The following is a 17,201-nucleotide window of genomic DNA, read 5'->3' on the forward strand; positions in this document are numbered from 1 at the left end:
GACGACGGCACAGCCGGCGGGCGAGGCCCCCACAACGACCGGGGGCCGCCCGGGCAGCGGCCCCCGGTCGCGTCCGGGTCGCGTTCCCGCGGCCTAGAACTCCTCCTCCGGCATGCCGCCGCCGGGGGTGGGAGCGGCCGCCTTCTTCTTCTCCCGCTTCTCCACCACCAGGGCCTCGGTGGTCAGCAGCAGCCCGGCCACCGATGCGGCGTTCTGCAGGGCCAGCCGGGTGACTTTGGTGGGGTCCACGATGCCGGCCTTGACCATGTCCACGAACTCCCCGCGGGCCACATCGTAGCCGATCCGGCCGGTCTCCCGCTTCAGGCGCTCGACGATCAGGCTGCCCTCCACCCCGGCGTTGGCGGCCAGCTGGCGGGCGGGCTCTTCCAGGGACCGGCGCACGATGTTCACCCCGATGGCCTCGTCGCCTTCGGCCTCCACCCGATCCAGGGCCGCCAGGGCGCGGATGTAGGCGGTGCCGCCCCCGGGGACGATGCCCTCCTCCACGGCGGCCTTGGTGGCGTTGAGGGCGTCCTCGAAGCGGTGCTTCTTCTCCTTCATCTCCGTCTCGGTGGCGGCCCCGACCTTGATCTCCGCCACGCCGCCGCTGAGCTTGGCCAGCCGCTCCTGCAGCTTCTCCCGGTCGTAGTCGGAGGTGGTCTCCTCGATCTCCTTCTTGATCTGGGCGATGCGGGCCTGGATGTTCTTGCGGTCTCCCTTGCCGCCGATGATGGTGGTGTCGTCCTTGTCCACCTTCACCTTCTCGGCGCGGCCCAGCATCTCCACCTCCACCGACTCCAGCTTGATCCCGATGTCATCGGAGATCACGCGGCCGCCGGTGAGGATGGCGATGTCCTGCAGCATGGCCTTGCGCCGGTCGCCGTAGCCGGGGGCCTTCACGGCGACGCTCTGGAGCACGCCCCGCAGCTTGTTCACCACCAGCGTGGCCAGCGCCTCGCCCTCCACGTCCTCCGCGATCACCACCAGGGGCTTGCCGAACCGGATGACCTTCTCCATGATCGGCACGATATCCCGGGCGGCGCTGATCTTCTTCTCGGTGATGAGGATGTAGGGCTCCTCCAGCACGCACTCCATCTTGTCCGGGTCGGTGATGAAGTACGGGCTGATGTAGCCACGGTCGAACTGCATGCCCTCCACCACCTCGACCGTGGTTTCGATGCCCTTCCCCTCCTCGATGGTGATGACCCCATCCTTGCCGACCTTCTCCATGGCGTCGGCGATGATCTCGCCCACCTCGGGATCGTTGGCCGCAATGCCGGCCACGTGGGCGATGTCCTGCTTGCCCTCCACGGGGATGGAGATCTTCTTCAGTTCCTCCACCACCGCCTCGACGGCCCGGTCGATGCCGCGCTTGACCAGCATGGGGTTGGCGCCGGCCGCCACGTTCTTCAGGCCTTCGCGGACCATGGCCCAGGCCAGGACGGTGGCGGTGGTGGTCCCGTCACCGGCGGCGTCGTTGGTCTTGCTGGCGACCTCCTTCACCAGCTGCGCCCCCATGTTCTCGTAGGGGTCCTCCAGTTCGATCTCCTTGGCGACGGTGACGCCGTCCTTGGTGATGGTGGGCGAGCCCCACTTCTTCTCCAGGACCACGTTCCGCCCTTTGGGCCCCAGGGTGACCCGCACGGCGCTGGCGACTTTCTCCACGCCGCGCTCCAGGGCCCGCCGGGCGTCTTCGTCGTACAGCAGCACCTTGGCTGGCATCGTGACATCCCCCCTTCTTCCGTTAGCACTCTCGGCGGGTAACTGCTAACCAACCTTAATATTGGTGGGGGGCGGGCCCGTAAATCAAGGGGGCACCCGCGCTGGCCGGCGGGCCCGCCCGGCGCCTATACTGGGGGCAGCATGAGGCTTCGGTGGCCGGTCCGGCGCTGGCAGTGGTTTCTCGCGGGATTCCTGGGGGCGGTGGGCTTTGGCGCCGTCCTGCAACTGCGGGCCGGGCTGGAGATGCGCCGGGCGGTGGAACTGCCCACGGTCCGGGTCCAGGAGCTGGCGGTCCTGGTCCGCCAGCAGGAAGAGGCGCTGGCGGCCCTGCAGGCCGAAGTGGATACCCTGCGGCGCACGCTGGCCGAGTACGAGGCGGCGGCGGTCGAGGGGCGCCTGTCGGCGGACACCCTCGCCCGGGAGATCCGGGCCTATGAGATGGTCCTGGGCCTGGTGGCGGTGGAGGGCCCGGGCGTGCGCGTGCGGGTGGACGACTCCCGCGCCCGGGGCGGCGTGATTCCCGTCGCGGTGGAGGCGGCCGACCTCAGCGGCCTGGTGAATGAACTGTGGGCGGCCGGCGCCGAGGCCGTGGCGATCAACGGCCGCCGGATCCTGGCCACCACCGGGTTCCGCCAGGATGCCGGGGGGCTCAGCGCCGGGGTGTTACGCCTGCGTCCGCCCTACGACATTCTCGCCATCGGCGACCCGGAAGCGATGCTGGCGGCCCTGAACCTCCGGGGCGGGTTCGTGGACGGCCTGCGGGCGGTGGGGCTGACCGTGGAGGTGGAGACCCGGCCCACCATCGTCCTGCCTCCCTACCGGGGTCCCCTGGGATTCCGCTACGCCGTTCCGGCGGCTCCCTGACCCCGCGCGGCTAGCGGCCCGCCAGCAGGGCGGCGTGAATCTGCTGCGCGGGGACCACCGCGGCGATGTCCTGCCGGTCCGCCAGAAACCCGACCACCATGCCGATCAGCAGCCCGTCGGCCGCGTCCACCACCGGCGACCCGCTGGTGCCCGGGGCGCTGAACAGGGGGAGGGCGACGGCCGAGGGGTGGTTGTGGAAGCGGATCTCCCACAGCACCCGCGGGATGCCGGCGTCCGCGACCCGCACGTCCGCGTCGCGGTCGCGCAGCAGGTACAGGACCCTGAACGCCCCGGAGGGCAGCGGTTTCCACGCCCGCAGGGCGGGGAGCTGGCCCCGGGGAACCCACAGTGCCATCACGTCCAGGTCCTCCCAGCGGGCCATGGCCGTGGCGTAGACGGCCTGGCCCGTGGAGACGTGCAGGCGGTAGCGGGCGTCGGGGCGGAAGCAGTGGGCGGCGGTGTAGACCGCGCTGCGGGACGGTTCGCTCCACCCCACCCACCCGGTGCACACCCCGCGCATCTCGGCGAGTTCCACATCCACCCGCACGGCAACCCGCGCGAGGAGCGCGCGCCAGCGGTCCTCCTGCGCGGGCGCGGCGCGTCCCACCGAGAGGATCCCCAGCCAGGCCAGCGCCGCGGCCAGGGCACCCGCGCCCGGTCTCCGGGGCATCGGCAGCACATCGCATCCCATGCCCGCGGCCTCCGGGAAGGTAGACGGCTTTTCGGGTGGCGCGTGCCTCAAAGACGGGTCCCGGGCACGTGGGGGAGGGGACGGTGCGGTGCTCCCCGCCCACGGCGCCCCTGACCGCCCGGAAGAGGGAAGCCGGCGGGGAATCCGTTCCGGCGGCCCCGGACCTTCCCCGCCCTCGACCTTGACAGCCCCGGCGGGGCGTGCTAGGGTGAATTCCCGTCTCGACGGAAGGCCGGCACACCGGGCCGCCTGCGAAGCCATCGAACCCGCGGCCCGGTGCAAGGCGCCGGACCCCGAGACGGGATCGGGCGGCTGCGTCGGCCGAGAGACCTGGCGTCAGGTCACTCGGCGGCAGCCGCCCGGCGTTAGGCCTCCCCGCGTCCGGTCCGGGAACTTTTTGCCCCTCCGATCCGTCGGTGTCATCGGACTGGAGGTGGCCTCATGCGGATGCATCGGGTGGCTGCGGTTCTGGCGGCGGTGGTCCTGGTCCCTCTGACCGGCGCGTGGGCGGACCACCGCGACGGTGTCGGGCTGTACGGACGCATGGCCGTGGACGGCGTGGTGGTGTCCGTCCGCCCCCTGACGTCCACGTTTGCCCTGCGGGTGGTGCGGCCGTCCCACATCCGGGAGCGGGGGGACCCGATCCTGACCGTATGGGTGCAGCGGGGAACCCGGGTGGACGAGGGGGGGCATCCCCTGGCGGTGCTGGATGCCCTGCGCCCCGGAGACCGGGTGCGCGTGGACGGCTTCCGCCTGGACGACGGTCGCCTGCTCGCCCTGGAGATGGAGGTGCGGGAGCGCGCCGGCGTGACCCCCGGGTCGGGCGTGGTGGTCGTGCGGGGCGTGGTGGTGGCCCGGGGGCCTGCCCTCATCGTGATCGTCGATAGCCAGGGAACCACGCGCGTCATCCTGGTGGTGGCCACCACCCGCCTAGTGGGCCCGCGGCAGGCGTTCCACCTGCTGCAGCCCCGGGACGAGGTGGTCGTTCTGGGACTGGCCAACGCCGACGGGACGATCGCCGCCCGGCAGATCCAGGTGGTGGCCGTCTCTCCCGGGCCCTGAATCCCCGCGCCCGGGCCGCCTCCCCTCCCGGAGCATTTGCGTCCGCCCGCCCCCCGGGGTACACTGGGAGGAGAACCCCCCCCAGGGGGGAGGGGAGGTCGGCGAGATGGCACTGTCGGGCCAGCACCTCCGCCACGGCAGCGAGGACGTCCGTACCCGGGTGGCCGCGCGGCTGCGCAGCATCGAGGGCCACGTGCGGGGCGTGACCCGCATGGTGGAGGAAGGCGCCTACTGCATCGACATCATCAAGCAGACGCTGGCCATCCAGCGGGCGCTGGAGAAGGTCAACGCGCTGCTGCTGGAAGACCACCTGAAGACGTGCGCCAGCACGGCCATCCGGTCGGCCGACCGGGCGGAGCGGGAGCGGACCATCCGCGAACTGCTGGAGGTCTTTGAGACCTCCGGGCGGCTGTAGCAGCGCCGGGAGGAGCGGATCCCATGGTGACGGCGACGGACATCAGGGAGATCGACCTTCCCGTGGAGGGGATGAGCTGCGCCAGCTGCGTCCTGAAGGTGGAGGACGCGCTGCGCGCCGCCGGCGGCGCGGTGGAGGTGGCCGTCAACCTGGCCACCGCCCGGGCCCGGGTGGCCTACGACCCGCACCGCACGGATCTCACCCGCCTGGTGCGCGCCGTGCGCTCCGCCGGATACGACGTTCCCCTGCGCCGGGTGCAGATTCCGGTGCGGGGCATGTCCTGCGCCTCCTGCGTGGAGAAGGTGGAGCGGGCGCTGCGATCGGTGGACGGGGTCGTGGCGGCGTCGGTGAACCTCGCCCTGGAGCGGGCCACCGTGGAGATGGTGGCCACCACCCCCGTGGCGGACCTGCGCCGGGCCATCCGGGAGGCGGGCTACGAGCCCCTGGAGGCGGAGGGGGAGGAGGCCTGGGACTACGAGCGGCAGGCGCGGGCCCGGGAGCTGGCGGCCCTGCGCCGGCGGCTGGTGGGAGCGGCTCTGCTCAGCCTGCCCCTGCTGTGGGGCAGCCTGGCCCACATGGGGCTGCCCGTGCCGGCCCCGGAGGTCCTGATGTCCCCGTGGGTCCAGCTGGTCCTGGCCACGCCGGTGCAGTTCTGGGCCGGCTGGCAGTTCTACCGCGGCGCCTGGATCCTGGCCCGCCGGGGGACGTCGGACATGAACACCCTGATCGCGGTGGGGACCAGCGCGGCCTACCTGTACAGCCTGGTGGCCACGGTGGCGCCCCAGGTCTTCACCGCCCGCGGGCTCGTCCCCCAGGTCTTCTACGAAACCGCCGCCATCATCATCGTCCTGATCCTCCTGGGACGGTATCTGGAGGCGCGCGCCCGCGGCCAGACCTCGGAGGCCATCCGGCGGTTGATGGACCTGCGGCCCACCACGGCCCGCGTCCTGCGCGACGGCCGCGAGGTCGAGGTCCCCGTGGAGGACGTGCAGGTGGGCGACGTGCTCGTGGTGCGGCCCGGGGAGAAGGTGCCGGTGGACGGGGTGATCCTGGAAGGTCGCTCGGCGCTGGACGAGTCCATGATCACGGGAGAGTCGCTGCCCGTGGAGCGGGGGCCGGGAGACCGGGTCATCGGCGCCACCATCAACACCACCGGCGCGTTCACCTTCCGGGCCACCCAGGTGGGCAAGGACACGGTGCTGGCCCAGATCATCCGGCTGGTCCAGGACGCGCAGGCGAGCAAGGCGCCCATCCAGCGGCTGGCGGACCGGGTCAGCGCCCGCTTCGTCCCCGCCGTCATCGCGGTGGCCGTGGGGACTTTCGGGATCTGGCTGGCGTTCGGCCCGCCGCCGGCTCTCACCCACGCCCTGGTGGCGTTTGTGTCGGTCCTCATCATCGCCTGCCCGTGCGCCCTGGGTCTGGCCACCCCCACGGCCATCATGGTGGGGACCGGCCGGGCGGCCGAGAGGGGAGTCCTGATCAAGAGCGGCGAGGCCCTGGAGATCGCTCACCGGGTGGACACCGTGGTCCTGGACAAGACGGGCACGCTCACCCGGGGACGGCCCGCGGTCACCGACGTGGTGCCCCTCAACGGGTTCTCGGCCGCCGAGGTGCTGGGTCTGGCCGCGGCCGCCGAGTGGGGCTCGGAGCACCCCCTGGGGCAGGCCGTGGTCCGGCGCGCGGCCGACGAGGGGTTGCAGCCTCCCCGGCCGGAGCGGTTTTCCGCGCTGCCGGGCCTGGGGATCGAGGCCGTGGCAGACGGGCGACAGGTCCTGGTGGGAACTCCCCGCCTGCTGGAGCAGCGCGGCGTGCCGTCGGACGGGGCGGCAGACGTCGGGCGGGCGCTGGCCGGAGAGGGCAAGACTCCCCTCTACGTGGCGGTGGACGGGACGGTGGCCGGGGTGGTGGCGGTGGCTGACACGCTCAAGCCCTACGCCCGGGAGGTGGTCCATGCGCTGCGGCAGATGGGCCTGGACGTCGTCATGCTGACCGGAGACAACCGGGTCACGGCCCAGGCCATCGGCGCCCAGGTGGGGATCTCCCGGGTCCTGGCCGAGGTCCTGCCCCAGCACAAGGTGGAGGAAATCCGGCGCCTGCAGGCCGCCGGGCGGGTGGTGGCCATGGTGGGCGACGGGATCAACGATGCTCCGGCCCTGGTGCAGGCGGATCTGGGCGTGGCCATCGACGCGGGGACCGACGTGGCCATGGAGTCGGCCGACATCGTCCTGGTGGGGGATGACCTGCGGGGAATTCTCACCGCCATCCGCATCAGCCGGCGGACGGTGCGCACGATCCGGCAGAACCTGTTCTGGGCCTTCGCGTACAACGTGATCCTGATCCCGGTGGCCGCGGGGGCGCTGTACCCGGCGTTCGGCATCCTGCTCAACCCCATGCTGGCCGCGCTGGCCATGGCCTTCAGTTCGGTGTCGGTGGTCACCAACAGCCTGCGACTGCGGGCGGGTGACGGTGAGATACCGGCCGGCTCCCCGCCGGCCCAGACGGTAGCCGGGCAGCTCGCCCGGACGGCGCAGCACGGATGAAAGGAGGGACAGGCAGATGCAGGTGGTGACGTTGAAGGTGCCCCGCATCCACTGCGGGGGGTGCGTGAAGACCGTCACCCAGGCGCTGGGAAAGGTGCCGGGGGTGCTGGCGGTCGAGGCGAGCGAGACCACCAAGGAGGTCAGGCTGCAGTTCGATCCGGCCCAGGTCAGCGAGGAGAAGATCCGCACCACCCTGGCGCTGATCGGGTACCCCGCGGCCTGACCGATTCCGAGATGCGGGATCCGGGTTCTGAGATCCCGGATCCGTCGTGCCGGATCCCGAGCGGTGGTCGGTGGGCTCCGGCCCGGGTGCTATAATCAGACCGGTGCGCCCGTAGCTCAACGGACAGAGCGGCAGGCTTCGAACCTGTAGGCTGGGGGTTCGACTCCCTCCGGGCGCGCCAGCCCTCCGTCGTTTCCGCCCGCCGCCTCGCAGATCCGACCCGGCCCCGAGCCGGGAGGTTCCGCCGCGGTGGCGGCCGTCAGGGGCTGGAGGGTGGGGAGAGGACAGACCGCAGCAGGGCCCGGGCGTAGGCCAGGGTGTCGTCCACCGCCCGGACGTCCACGTTGTCGGGCGTGTCCGTCGGCCAGTGCCAGTGAGGCGGAACGCCCCCCTCCAGGCGGATCAGGGTGAGGCAGGGATAGCCGGCGCGCGTGAGAGGGAGGGTGTCGAAGTAGGCCAGCCGGTATCGCAGCGGAGCGGCGCCCTCCAGGCCCCGCGCCGCCGGGACCAGCGGCCCGGCGTAGCGGTACAGCCGCAGCATCCCCTCCGCCTCCGCGTAGTACAGCTGGCCCTGTCCCACGTTGTCAATGTTGAGGACGAGCGTCTGCGCAGGCGGGGGAAGGTCGGCCAGCAGCGCCCGCGCGCCCCGCGCTCCCACTTCCTCCGCCCCCGTCAGGACCACCCACAGCTCCACCCCCGGAGGCAGGCGGGGCGCCTCCTCCAGGAACAGCTGCACGGCCACCGCCACGCCGGTGGCGTTGTCGTTGGCCCCGTTGACGTAGGGGGCCGTGCGCTCCCGGTGCAGCAGCAGGGCCGCCTGCATCAGGAAAAACACGCCCGCCGCCCGGGCCAGGATCGGAATCCAGACCACCAGAAGTGGCAGGCTGGTGGCCAGCACGGCGTGGATCAGGAAGGTGCGGCGGAACCCGCGCACGCGCCGCGGGTGGTACAGAAAGAACGTCTTGGCCGAGTCGTAGTGGGCCAGGAGCACGATCCGCCGCTCGCCCCGTCCCGCCCGGGCCACCACGTTGTGGGAGATGTGGGGCGCGAATAGGGAATCCCAGGGGGTGCCCCACCCGTCGAAGTACGCCCAGAACCAGAACGTTCCCAGCAGGGCCAGCCAGGGCAGGGGCTGCAGACCCCCCAGCCCCAGCAGCGCGCTGATGAACAGCAGCTCCCACCCGTAGGTCTGGGGAGCGCGAAACTGCCGGACCTCGGCCGCATACCCGCGCTCGGCCAGGTAGGCCCGCAGGATCTCCGCCGCCCGGTGCTCCCACGGTGTGGCGGTGCCCCGGTGCGGCAGCGCGGTCAGGCGGGTGAACAGGTCCCTCCAGCTCAGGCCAGCACCACGCGCCCGTCGCTCATGTCGGTGACCACCGCCAGGGACTCCACCGGGACGCCCAGGCGGCTGAGGGCGGCGCGCCCGCCCTCAAAGGACTTCTCGATGACGGCCCCCACGCCCACCACCACGGCCCCGGCGGCCTGAGCCAGGCGGGCCAGGCCCAGGATGGTCTGCCCCGTGGCCAGGAAGTCGTCCACGATCAGGACCCGGTCCTCCGGCCCCAGGTATTCGGGGGAGACGATGAGCTCCACCGTCTGACCCCGGGTGTGGGACGGCGCCACGGTCAGCAGCACCTGGTCCGGCATCGTCACCGGCCGGCTGCGCCGAGCGTACACCAGAGGCACCCGCAGGTGCAGGGCCGTGGTCACCGCCGGCGCAATCCCCGAGATCTCCGCGGTGAGCACCTTGGTGACGCCCACGCCGGAAAAGCGCGCCGCCAGCTCGCGTCCGCAGGCGTCGATCAGCACGGGGTCGACCTGGTGGTTGAGGAAGCTGTCGACCTTGAGGATGCCCCGCCCCAGATTGCGTCCGTCCCGGAGAATCCGATCCCGCAGAGCCTGCACGTCGCCCTCCCCGCATCCGCGAGCCGCCCGGGGGGCGACCGCGACCTGCCCCGTCCCTGTCAGCCCGGGCGGGCTGTGACGATGTTCCGCCCGGCGGAGGCTGTTCCCTGTCGGGGGCGGTCTGGAGGGGAGGCGGGGGCGGGCAGGACACAGGCGGGTCCGGACGCGGGCGCGTCCGGATGCGGAGGGAGCGGCGTGGAGATTCGCGACCTGCTGGCCGTGGCCCGCGAGCGCCAGGCCTCGGACCTGCACATCAAGGTGGGCAACCACCCCATCCTCAGGGTGAACGGCCGCCTTCTGCCCCTGACCGACCTGCCGGTTCTGGACGCCGCCTCCGCCCGGGCCCTCGTCGAGGCCATGATGACCGACGAGCAGAAGGCGCACTTCCGCAAGCACCTGGAGCTGGACTTCGCCTACAGCCTGCCCGGGGTGTCCCGGTTCCGGGTGAACGTGTATCAACAGCGGGGATCCATCGGCGCGGCCGTCCGGGCCATCCCCACGGGCGTGCCCACCCTGGAGGACCTGGGGCTGCCGGAGGTGGTCCGCCGGCTGGCCGGCCTGCCCCGGGGGCTGGTCCTGGTGACCGGACCCACCGGCAGCGGCAAGTCCACCACCCTGGCGGCCATGATCCACCACATCAACCAGACCCGGGCCGTCCACATCGTCACCATCGAAGACCCCATCGAGTACCTCCACAAGGACATCCGCAGCGTCATCAACCAGCGGGAGGTGGGCATGGACACCCACTCCTTCGCCAACGCCCTCCGCCACGTCCTGCGCCAGGACCCCGACGTGATCCTCATCGGCGAGATGCGGGACCTGGAGACCATTTCCACGGCCGTCACCGCCGCCGAGACCGGGCACCTGGTCCTGGCCACCCTCCACACCCAGAGCGCCGCCCAGACCGTGGACCGGATCATCGACGTCTTCCCGCCCCACCAGCAGGCGCAGATCCGCACCCAGCTGTCGGTGGCCCTGGAGGGGGTGGTCTCCCAGGCGCTGGTGCCGCTGGCGTCCGGAGCCGGACGGGTGGCGGCCGTGGAGGTGATGGTGGCCACCGGGGCGATCCGCAACCTCATCCGGGAGGGCAAGACCCACCAGATCCCCTCGGCCATCATGTCCGGCGCCCGCGACGGCATGCAGACCCTCAACCAGGCCCTGCGGGCGCTGGTGGAGCAGAAGAAGGTCGCCTACGGGGACGCCGTCAGCGCGTCGCCCCACGAGAAGGACCTCGCCCAGCTGCTGGGGCGGGTTTAGGATCTGCTCGACCTGCGCGGTCTGCCCGACCCACCCGATCTTCTATGCTCCGGTCGGATCGGGCAGATCCAGGAGATTGAGGAGATCGGGAAGATGGAATCGCCATCCCTCGTCCCTCTTCCTTCTTCCTTCTTCCCTCTTCCTTCTTCCCTCTTCCCTGTTTGTGTATAATGTCTACCGGACCGGTGGGCCGGTAGCTCAACTGGTAGAGCAGCGGACTCTTAATCCGCGGGTTGAGGGTTCGAGTCCCCCCCGGCCCCCCACGTGCGAGGAAAAGGGAAGAGGGAAAAGGGAAGGCGCGCGGGAAGGCACGGCGGGTTACGCGGGGTGCATCCCCTTTTTTCCTTTTTCCCTTTTCCCTCTTCCCTTGCCGCGTGCGGGCGTGGCGGAACCCGGCAGACGCGCAGGACTTAGGATCCTGCGGGGGTCACCCCGTGGGGGTTCAACTCCCTCCGCCCGCACCAGGTCTCCCTGCCCGGGCGGCGGGGTGGGAAGGGATGGACGACGATGAAGGTCGAGGTCCGCAGGGAGGCGCCGGCGCGGGCGGTCCTGGAGGTGGAGATCCCGCCCGAGGTGGTGTCCCGGGGCGTCGAGCGGGCGCTGCAGCGGGTGAACCAGCGGGTCGAGATCCCCGGGTTTCGTCGGGGACGGGCTCCCCGGTCGCTGCTGGTGCGCCACGTGGGGTGGGAGGCCATCTCCGACGAGGCGGTGAAGCTCCTGGTGCCCGACGCCTACGCCGAGGCGGTGCGCCAGTCGGGGCTGCGGCCGCTGGCTCAGCCCGAGATCCAGGTGGACGAGGTGGCGGAGGGCCGGCCCCTGCGCTTTGTGGCCACCGTGGACCTGGTGCCCGAGGTGGACCCGGGCGACTACCGGGGGATCCGCATCGACCCCGCCGATCCCCGGGTCACCGAGGCGGATGTGGACACGGCGGTGGAGGATCTGCGCGCGCGCCACGCGCGCCTGGAGAGCGTCCCCGGCCCCGCCGAGGGGGGAGACTACGTCCTCATCCGTACGGAGGAGGTCAGCGGCGCAGCGGAGCGCTGGCTGCCGGGCAAGGAGTACCTGGTGGAGATCGGCAGCGGGGTGTACCCGGCCGCGCTGGAATCGGCCCTCACCGGCGTCCGGGCCGGGGACCGCCGGAGCGTGACCCTGGAGGGCGGAGCGCAGGTCACGGTCCAGGTGGTGGACGTCCGGCGCCGCCGGCTGCCGGAGCCGACCGACGACTTCGCGCGCCTGGCGGCCGGGGTGGAGACGATGGAGCAGCTGCGGGCGCGCCTGCGGGAGCGCCTGGAGGCGGAGGCCCGGGAGCGGGCGCGGCGGGAGGACGAGCAGCGGACGCTGGATGCGCTGCTCGCCCGCGCCCGGGTGGAGCTGCCGGCGCGCCTGGTGGATCACGAGGTGGACCACCTGGTGGAGGACCTGACCGAATCGCTGGCGCGCCGCGGCCTGACCCTGGAGCGGTACCTCCAGGTGCAGGAGATGACGGAGGCGCGCCTGCGCGAGGACCTGCGCCCGGTGGCCGAGAAGCGGCTGCGGACGCGGCTGGTGTTGGACGAAGTGGCGCGGGCGGAAGGACTGGATCCCGCGCAGGAGGAGATCGATCACGAAGTAGAGAACGTTGCCCGCGACCTGCGCCAGGACCCGCTGCAGGTGCGCCAGTGGCTGGAGCGGTCGGGGCGGCTGGAGGGCATGCGGGCTGCCTTGCGCCGGCAGAAGGCGCTGGCCTTCCTGGTGGCCGTCGCCCGCGGTGAGACGACATGACGCTGGTACCCATTGTGGTGGAGCAGACGGCCCGGGGCGAGCGGGCCTACGACATTTACTCGCGGCTGTTGAAGGACCGGATCGTCTTCGTGGGGGGGCCCATCGACGACGATGTGGCCAACCTGGTGATCGCCCAGCTCCTGTTCCTGGAAGGGGAGGATCCGGAGAAGGACATCTACCTGTACATCAACAGCCCCGGGGGTGTCCTGCAGGCGGGGCTGGCCATCTACGACACCATGCAGTACATCCGGCCCGACGTGGCCACCATCTGCGTGGGTCTGGCGGCCAGCGTGGCGGCCGTCATCCTGGCCGGCGGCGCCAAGGGGAAGCGGTCGGCCCTGCCGTACTCCCAGGTCCTCATCCACCAGCCCTGGGGTGGAGCCCAGGGGACGACGGCCGATATTGATATTCAGGCCAAGCAGTTTCTCAAGCTGCGGGCCCTGGTGAACGAGATCCTGGCCAAGCACACCGGCCAGCCGGTGGAGCGCATCGAGAGGGACACCGACCGGGACTTCTGGATGGACGCCCAGGCGGCCAAGGAGTACGGGCTGATCGACGAGGTCATCCGGTACCGGGAGAAGGTGTCCGCCGCTCCCCGGGACCGATAGGGAGTCTGGCCGGGGACTGCCGCGACGACGCCCCGGGGTTCCCCCGGACGGGGCGCGCCCGCGGGGGCGGGTGAGGAGGATGGCGGTGAGGCGGGAGGGGAGTCTCCCCCAGTGCGGGCAGCCAGGCGGGGAGTGCCGGTGCGCCTCCGGTACGGTCCGCGGTGAAGGGCGGCCACGTCCATGACGCGAGATCGCTTCCGCTTCGGGGACGGGGAGCGGCTCAAGTGTTCCTTCTGCGGCAAGTCCCAGGACCAGGTCCGCAAGCTGGTGGCCGGCCCGGGGGTCTACATCTGCGACGAGTGCATCGAGCTGTGCAACGAGATCATCGAGGAGGAGCTGTACGGGGAGACCGACACCCCCGCCGCCCCGCGGCAGACGCCCAAGCCCAAGGAAATCTACGACACCCTCTGCCAGTACGTGGTGGGCCAGGACCGGGCCAAGAAGGCCCTGGCGGTGGCCGTGTACAACCACTTCAAGCGCATCGGGACCCGCCGGTCCAGCGACGTGGAGCTGCAGAAGTCCAACATCCTGCTCATCGGCCCCACCGGATGCGGCAAGACGCTGCTGGCCCAGACCCTGGCCAAGATCCTGGACGTGCCCTTCGCCATCGCCGACGCCACGTCCCTGACCGAGGCCGGCTACGTGGGCGAGGATGTGGAGAACATCCTCCTGCGCCTGATCCAGGCCGCCGACTTCGACGTCAAGAAGGCCGAGCGGGGGATCATCTACATCGACGAAACCGACAAGATCGCCCGCAAGTCTGAGAACCCCAGCATCACCCGGGACGTCTCCGGCGAAGGGGTGCAGCAGGCCCTGCTGAAGATCCTGGAGGGCACCGTGGCCAACGTGCCGCCCCAGGGCGGCCGCAAGCACCCGCACCAGGAGTTCATCCAGATCGACACCACCAACATCCTGTTCATCTGCGGGGGGGCGTTCGAGGGCCTGGACCGCATCATCGAGTCCCGCCTGCGCCAGACCACCATCGGGTTCGGCGCCCACATCGAGCCCCGGACCAAACGGTCCCTGGCCGAGATCTTGTCCCACGTGATGCCGCAGGACCTGCTGCGGTATGGCATGATCCCCGAGTTCATCGGCCGGCTGCCCATCATCGTGCCCCTGGACCCGCTGGACGAGGCGGACCTGGTGCGCATCCTGGTGGAGCCCCGCAACGCCCTGGTGCGCCAGTACCAGAAGATCCTGGAGATGGACGGGGTGGAGCTGGTGTTCACCGACGACGCCCTGCGGGCCATCGCCCGAGAGGCCCTCGCCCGCAACACCGGCGCCCGGGGGCTGCGCACCATCATCGAAGACATCATGCTGAACATCATGTACGAGATCCCCTCCCGTCCCGACGTGAAGCGCTGCGTCGTCACCGAGGACGCGGTGCTGCGCCGCACCGAACCCCTGCTGCTGACCGCCTCCGACCTCAAGCGGGCGGCCAAGGACCGGCCCGCCTGACCGCGCCGGGAGACGGGGACCCGGGCCGGCGTGGTACAATAGCACGTGGGCGGGCGCCCGCGCCCGCCTGCGGGGTTGCGGGGGGATCTCGGTCCCCCCGCACCGTTTGTGGAGCGGCGGGAACGGTATCGTCCCCGCGGACGTCCTGAGGCCCCGCCTGAAGGAGGAGACATGGCCGAGCGCGCTGAGATGCCCGTTCGTGAGGTTCTGCCCCTGCTGCCGCTGAAGGGCACGGTGATCATGCCCCGCCAGGTGGCCCCCCTGGGGGTGGGGCGGCCCAAGTCCCTGCGGGCCCTGGAGGCGGCCCTGGCCGCCGACCGCACCATCCTGCTGGCGGCCCAGAAGCAGGAGGACCTGGACGACCCCACCCCGGCGGACATCTACACGGTGGGGACCGTCTGCCGCATCCTGCAGGTGGCCCGGCAGCCCGACGGGGTCCTGCAGGCGGTGGTGGAGGGGGTCGTGCGGGCCGAGGTGCGGGCGGTGGAGCGCACCGACCCCTACTTCGAGGTGCGGGTGGCCCTGCGGCCCGATGCGGTGGAACGGACCCTGGAGGTGGAGGCCCTGGTCCGGGGCGTGCTGTCCCAGTTCGAGCGGTTTGCGCGCCTCAGCCGGGCGGTCCCGCCCGAGCAGTACACCGCCGTCATGCAGGCCGACGAGCCGGGGGTGCTGGCCGACCTGGTGGCTCCCCACCTGCCCATCAAGCTGGAGGAGCGCCAGCGGCTGCTGGAGGCCCCGCCCCGGGATCGGCTGGACCTGTTGAGCCAGATCCTCTCCCGGGAGATCAGCATCCTGGAGCTGGAGCGCAAGATCCAGAACCGGGTGCGCAAGCAGATGGAGAAGAGCCAGCGGGAGTACTTCCTCAAGGAGCAGATGAAGGCCATCCAGCAGGAGCTGGGCGAGATCGACGAGCGCGCCAGCGAGGTGGCCGAGTACCGGAAGAAGATCGAGGCCGCCCATCTGCCCGACCACGTGCGGGAGAAGGCCCTGGAAGAGCTGGCCCGGCTGGAGAAGATGCCGCCCATGGTGGCCGAGGCGGTGGTGGTGCGCACCTACCTGGACTGGCTGCTGGCCATCCCCTGGTCGGTGCGCACCGAGGACCGGCTGGACATCGCCGAGGCCCGCCGCATCCTCGACGAAGACCACTACGGCCTGGAGAAGGCCAAGGAGCGGGTGATCGAGTACCTGGCGGTGCGCAAGCTGGCCCCCACCAGCAAGGGCCCCATCCTGTGCTTCATCGGGCCGCCGGGCGTCGGCAAGACCTCCCTGGGGCGCTCCATCGCCCGGGCCCTGGGGCGCAAGTTTGTCCGGGTGAGCCTGGGCGGCGTGCGGGACGAGGCGGAAATCCGCGGCCACCGCCGCACCTACGTGGGGGCGCTGCCCGGCCGCATCGTGCAGGGCCTGAAGACCGCCGGCAGCAAGAACCCGGTGTTCATGCTGGATGAGATCGACAAGCTGGGGGTGGACTGGCGGGGCGACCCCTCGTCGGCGCTGCTGGAGGCCCTGGACCCGGAGCAGAACCACAGCTTCAGCGACCACTACCTGGAGCTGCCCCTGGACCTGTCCGAGGTGATGTTCATCTGCACCGGCAACATCCTGGACACCATCCCGCCGGCGCTGCGGGACCGGCTGGAGGTGATCCGCTTCCCGGGCTACATCGAGGAGGAGAAGCTGAAGATCGCCACCCAGTTCCTGGTGCCCAAGCAGCTCCGGGAGAACGGCCTGCGGCCCGAGCAGGTGACCCTCTCGGAGGACGCCCTGCGCCGGATCATCCGCGAGTACACCCGGGAGGCGGGGGTGCGCAACCTGGAGCGGGAGATCGCCACCATCTTCCGCAAGGTGGCCACCGAGGTGGCCACCGGCCGCGCCACCCGGGTGAAGGTGACCCCGGCCCGCCTGCACCGCTTCCTGGGCCCGCCCCGGTTCCGGTACGGGGTGGCCGAGCAGTCCGACGAGGTGGGTGCGGCCACGGGGCTCATCTACAGCGAGATGGGCGGCGACGTGGTGACCGTGGAGGCCACCCTGATGCGGGGCGAGGGCAAGCTCATCCTCACGGGCCAGCTGGGCGACGTCCTGAAGGAGTCCGGCCAGGCGGCCGTGTCCTACGTGCGCTCCCGCTCCCGCCGGCTGGGGGTGGATGAGGAGTGGTACAGCAAGTACGACGTGCACATCCACATCCCGGCGGGCGCCGTGCCCAAGGACGGCCCGTCGGCGGGCATCACCCTCGCCACGGCCCTGGCGTCGGCGGTCACCGGCCGCCCGGTGCGCAAGGACGTGGCCATGACCGGGGAGATCACCCTGCGGGGTAAGGTGCTCCCCATCGGGGGGGTGAAGGAGAAGGTCCTGGCGGCCCACCGGGCCGGCATCAAGACCGTCATCCTGCCCAAGGAGAACGAGAAGGACCTGGAGGAGATCCCGCTCCACGTCCGCCAGCGGCTGCGGTTCGTGTTCGTGGACCACGTGGATCAGGTCCTGGCCGAGGCCCTGCTGCCGGCGCCCGCGCCGGGAGCCCGGGACCTGGTGCCGCCGCCGGCGGTGGAGCCCCTCCGGCCGACCCCCCAGCCCACCCAGCAGATGCTGTCCTGACACCCCATCTTCGCGATCCCCCGATCTTCCCAATCCTCCGGATTGGGGAGATTGGGTAGATTGCGTAGATCGCGCAGATGGCGTGGGTCCCCCGGCGTGGCACGCCGCT

At 71.4% G+C, this 17,201-nt stretch carries 14 protein-coding genes and 3 tRNA genes; 13 read left to right on the forward strand and 4 right to left on the reverse strand.

Annotation, left to right across the window (positions count from 1 at the left end; translation table 11 throughout):
- Positions 1–93 precede the first annotated feature (93 nt).
- Positions 94–1,722 (reverse strand): chaperonin GroEL, encoded by a 1,629-nt coding sequence (gene groL / locus RB150_04820; protein MDQ7819858.1) that lies wholly within the window; start codon positions 1,720–1,722, stop codon positions 94–96.
- 141 nt (positions 1,723–1,863) lie between these two features.
- On the opposite strand from groL, the gene RB150_04825 reads away from it, so the two are divergent.
- Complete coding sequence (locus RB150_04825) at positions 1,864–2,586, forward strand: DUF881 domain-containing protein (protein MDQ7819859.1); 723 nt, start codon at positions 1,864–1,866, stop codon at positions 2,584–2,586.
- Between the two features lie 10 nt (positions 2,587–2,596).
- Here the strand turns inward: RB150_04825 and RB150_04830 are convergent, their stop codons facing one another.
- Positions 2,597–3,256: a trypsin-like peptidase domain-containing protein gene (locus RB150_04830; GenBank protein ID MDQ7819860.1), complete on the reverse strand. Its 660-nt coding sequence runs from the start codon at positions 3,254–3,256 to the stop codon at positions 2,597–2,599.
- Positions 3,257–3,718: 462 nt separating this feature from the next.
- Here RB150_04830 and RB150_04835 point away from each other — a divergent pair, with 462 nt between their 5' ends.
- The 5 genes from RB150_04835 (at position 3,719) to RB150_04855 (ending at position 7,698) form a co-directional block, all read left to right on the forward strand.
- Positions 3,719–4,339, forward strand: a complete 621-nt coding sequence (locus RB150_04835) for a DUF5666 domain-containing protein (GenBank protein ID MDQ7819861.1) — start codon at positions 3,719–3,721, stop codon at positions 4,337–4,339.
- A 106-nt stretch (positions 4,340–4,445) separates the two neighbouring features.
- Positions 4,446–4,754: a metal-sensitive transcriptional regulator gene (locus tag RB150_04840; protein MDQ7819862.1), complete on the forward strand. Its 309-nt coding sequence runs from the start codon at positions 4,446–4,448 to the stop codon at positions 4,752–4,754.
- A gap of 23 nt (positions 4,755–4,777) precedes the next feature.
- Positions 4,778–7,294 carry a heavy metal translocating P-type ATPase gene (locus tag RB150_04845; GenBank protein ID MDQ7819863.1) on the forward strand — a complete coding sequence of 839 codons (2,517 nt, stop codon included), beginning with the start codon at positions 4,778–4,780 and terminating at the stop codon, positions 7,292–7,294.
- Positions 7,295–7,310: 16 nt separating this feature from the next.
- Positions 7,311–7,517: a heavy-metal-associated domain-containing protein gene (locus tag RB150_04850; GenBank protein MDQ7819864.1), complete on the forward strand. Its 207-nt coding sequence runs from the start codon at positions 7,311–7,313 to the stop codon at positions 7,515–7,517.
- A gap of 105 nt (positions 7,518–7,622) precedes the next feature.
- Positions 7,623–7,698, forward strand: a tRNA-Arg gene (locus RB150_04855).
- Between the two features lie 78 nt (positions 7,699–7,776).
- Here the strand turns inward: RB150_04855 and RB150_04860 are convergent.
- Together RB150_04860 and xpt are read right to left on the reverse strand one after the other, a co-directional pair.
- Entirely contained in the window at positions 7,777–8,541 is a 765-nt protein-coding gene (locus tag RB150_04860) for a M28 family peptidase (protein ID MDQ7819865.1), read from the reverse strand.
- Between the two features lie 311 nt (positions 8,542–8,852).
- Complete coding sequence (gene xpt, locus RB150_04865) at positions 8,853–9,422, reverse strand: xanthine phosphoribosyltransferase (protein ID MDQ7819866.1); 570 nt, start codon at positions 9,420–9,422, stop codon at positions 8,853–8,855.
- A gap of 195 nt (positions 9,423–9,617) precedes the next feature.
- On the opposite strand from xpt, the gene RB150_04870 reads away from it, so the two are divergent.
- The 7 genes from RB150_04870 (at position 9,618) to lon (ending at position 17,092) form a co-directional block, all read left to right on the forward strand.
- Complete coding sequence (locus RB150_04870; protein MDQ7819867.1) at positions 9,618–10,679, forward strand: type IV pilus twitching motility protein PilT; 1,062 nt, start codon at positions 9,618–9,620, stop codon at positions 10,677–10,679.
- A gap of 187 nt (positions 10,680–10,866) precedes the next feature.
- Positions 10,867–10,942, forward strand: a tRNA-Lys gene (locus RB150_04875).
- Between the two features lie 113 nt (positions 10,943–11,055).
- Positions 11,056–11,143, forward strand: a tRNA-Leu gene (locus RB150_04880).
- A gap of 43 nt (positions 11,144–11,186) precedes the next feature.
- Positions 11,187–12,440 (forward strand): trigger factor, encoded by a 1,254-nt coding sequence (gene tig / locus RB150_04885; GenBank protein MDQ7819868.1) that lies wholly within the window; start codon positions 11,187–11,189, stop codon positions 12,438–12,440.
- A complete protein-coding gene (clpP, locus tag RB150_04890) occupies positions 12,437–13,048 on the forward strand; it encodes an ATP-dependent Clp endopeptidase proteolytic subunit ClpP (protein MDQ7819869.1) in 612 nt (203 codons plus the stop codon). Before tig ends, clpP begins: the two co-directional genes overlap by 4 nt.
- A 180-nt stretch (positions 13,049–13,228) precedes the next feature.
- Positions 13,229–14,506 carry an ATP-dependent Clp protease ATP-binding subunit ClpX gene (gene clpX, locus RB150_04895; protein ID MDQ7819870.1) on the forward strand — a complete coding sequence of 426 codons (1,278 nt, stop codon included), beginning with the start codon at positions 13,229–13,231 and terminating at the stop codon, positions 14,504–14,506.
- Positions 14,507–14,677: 171 nt separating this feature from the next.
- Complete coding sequence (gene lon / locus RB150_04900) at positions 14,678–17,092, forward strand: endopeptidase La (protein MDQ7819871.1); 2,415 nt, start codon at positions 14,678–14,680, stop codon at positions 17,090–17,092.
- Positions 17,093–17,201 lie beyond the last annotated feature (109 nt).

Source organism: Armatimonadota bacterium, assembly GCA_031081675.1.
GTDB lineage: Bacteria > Sysuimicrobiota > Sysuimicrobiia > Sysuimicrobiales > Kaftiobacteriaceae > Calidihabitans > Calidihabitans tengchongensis.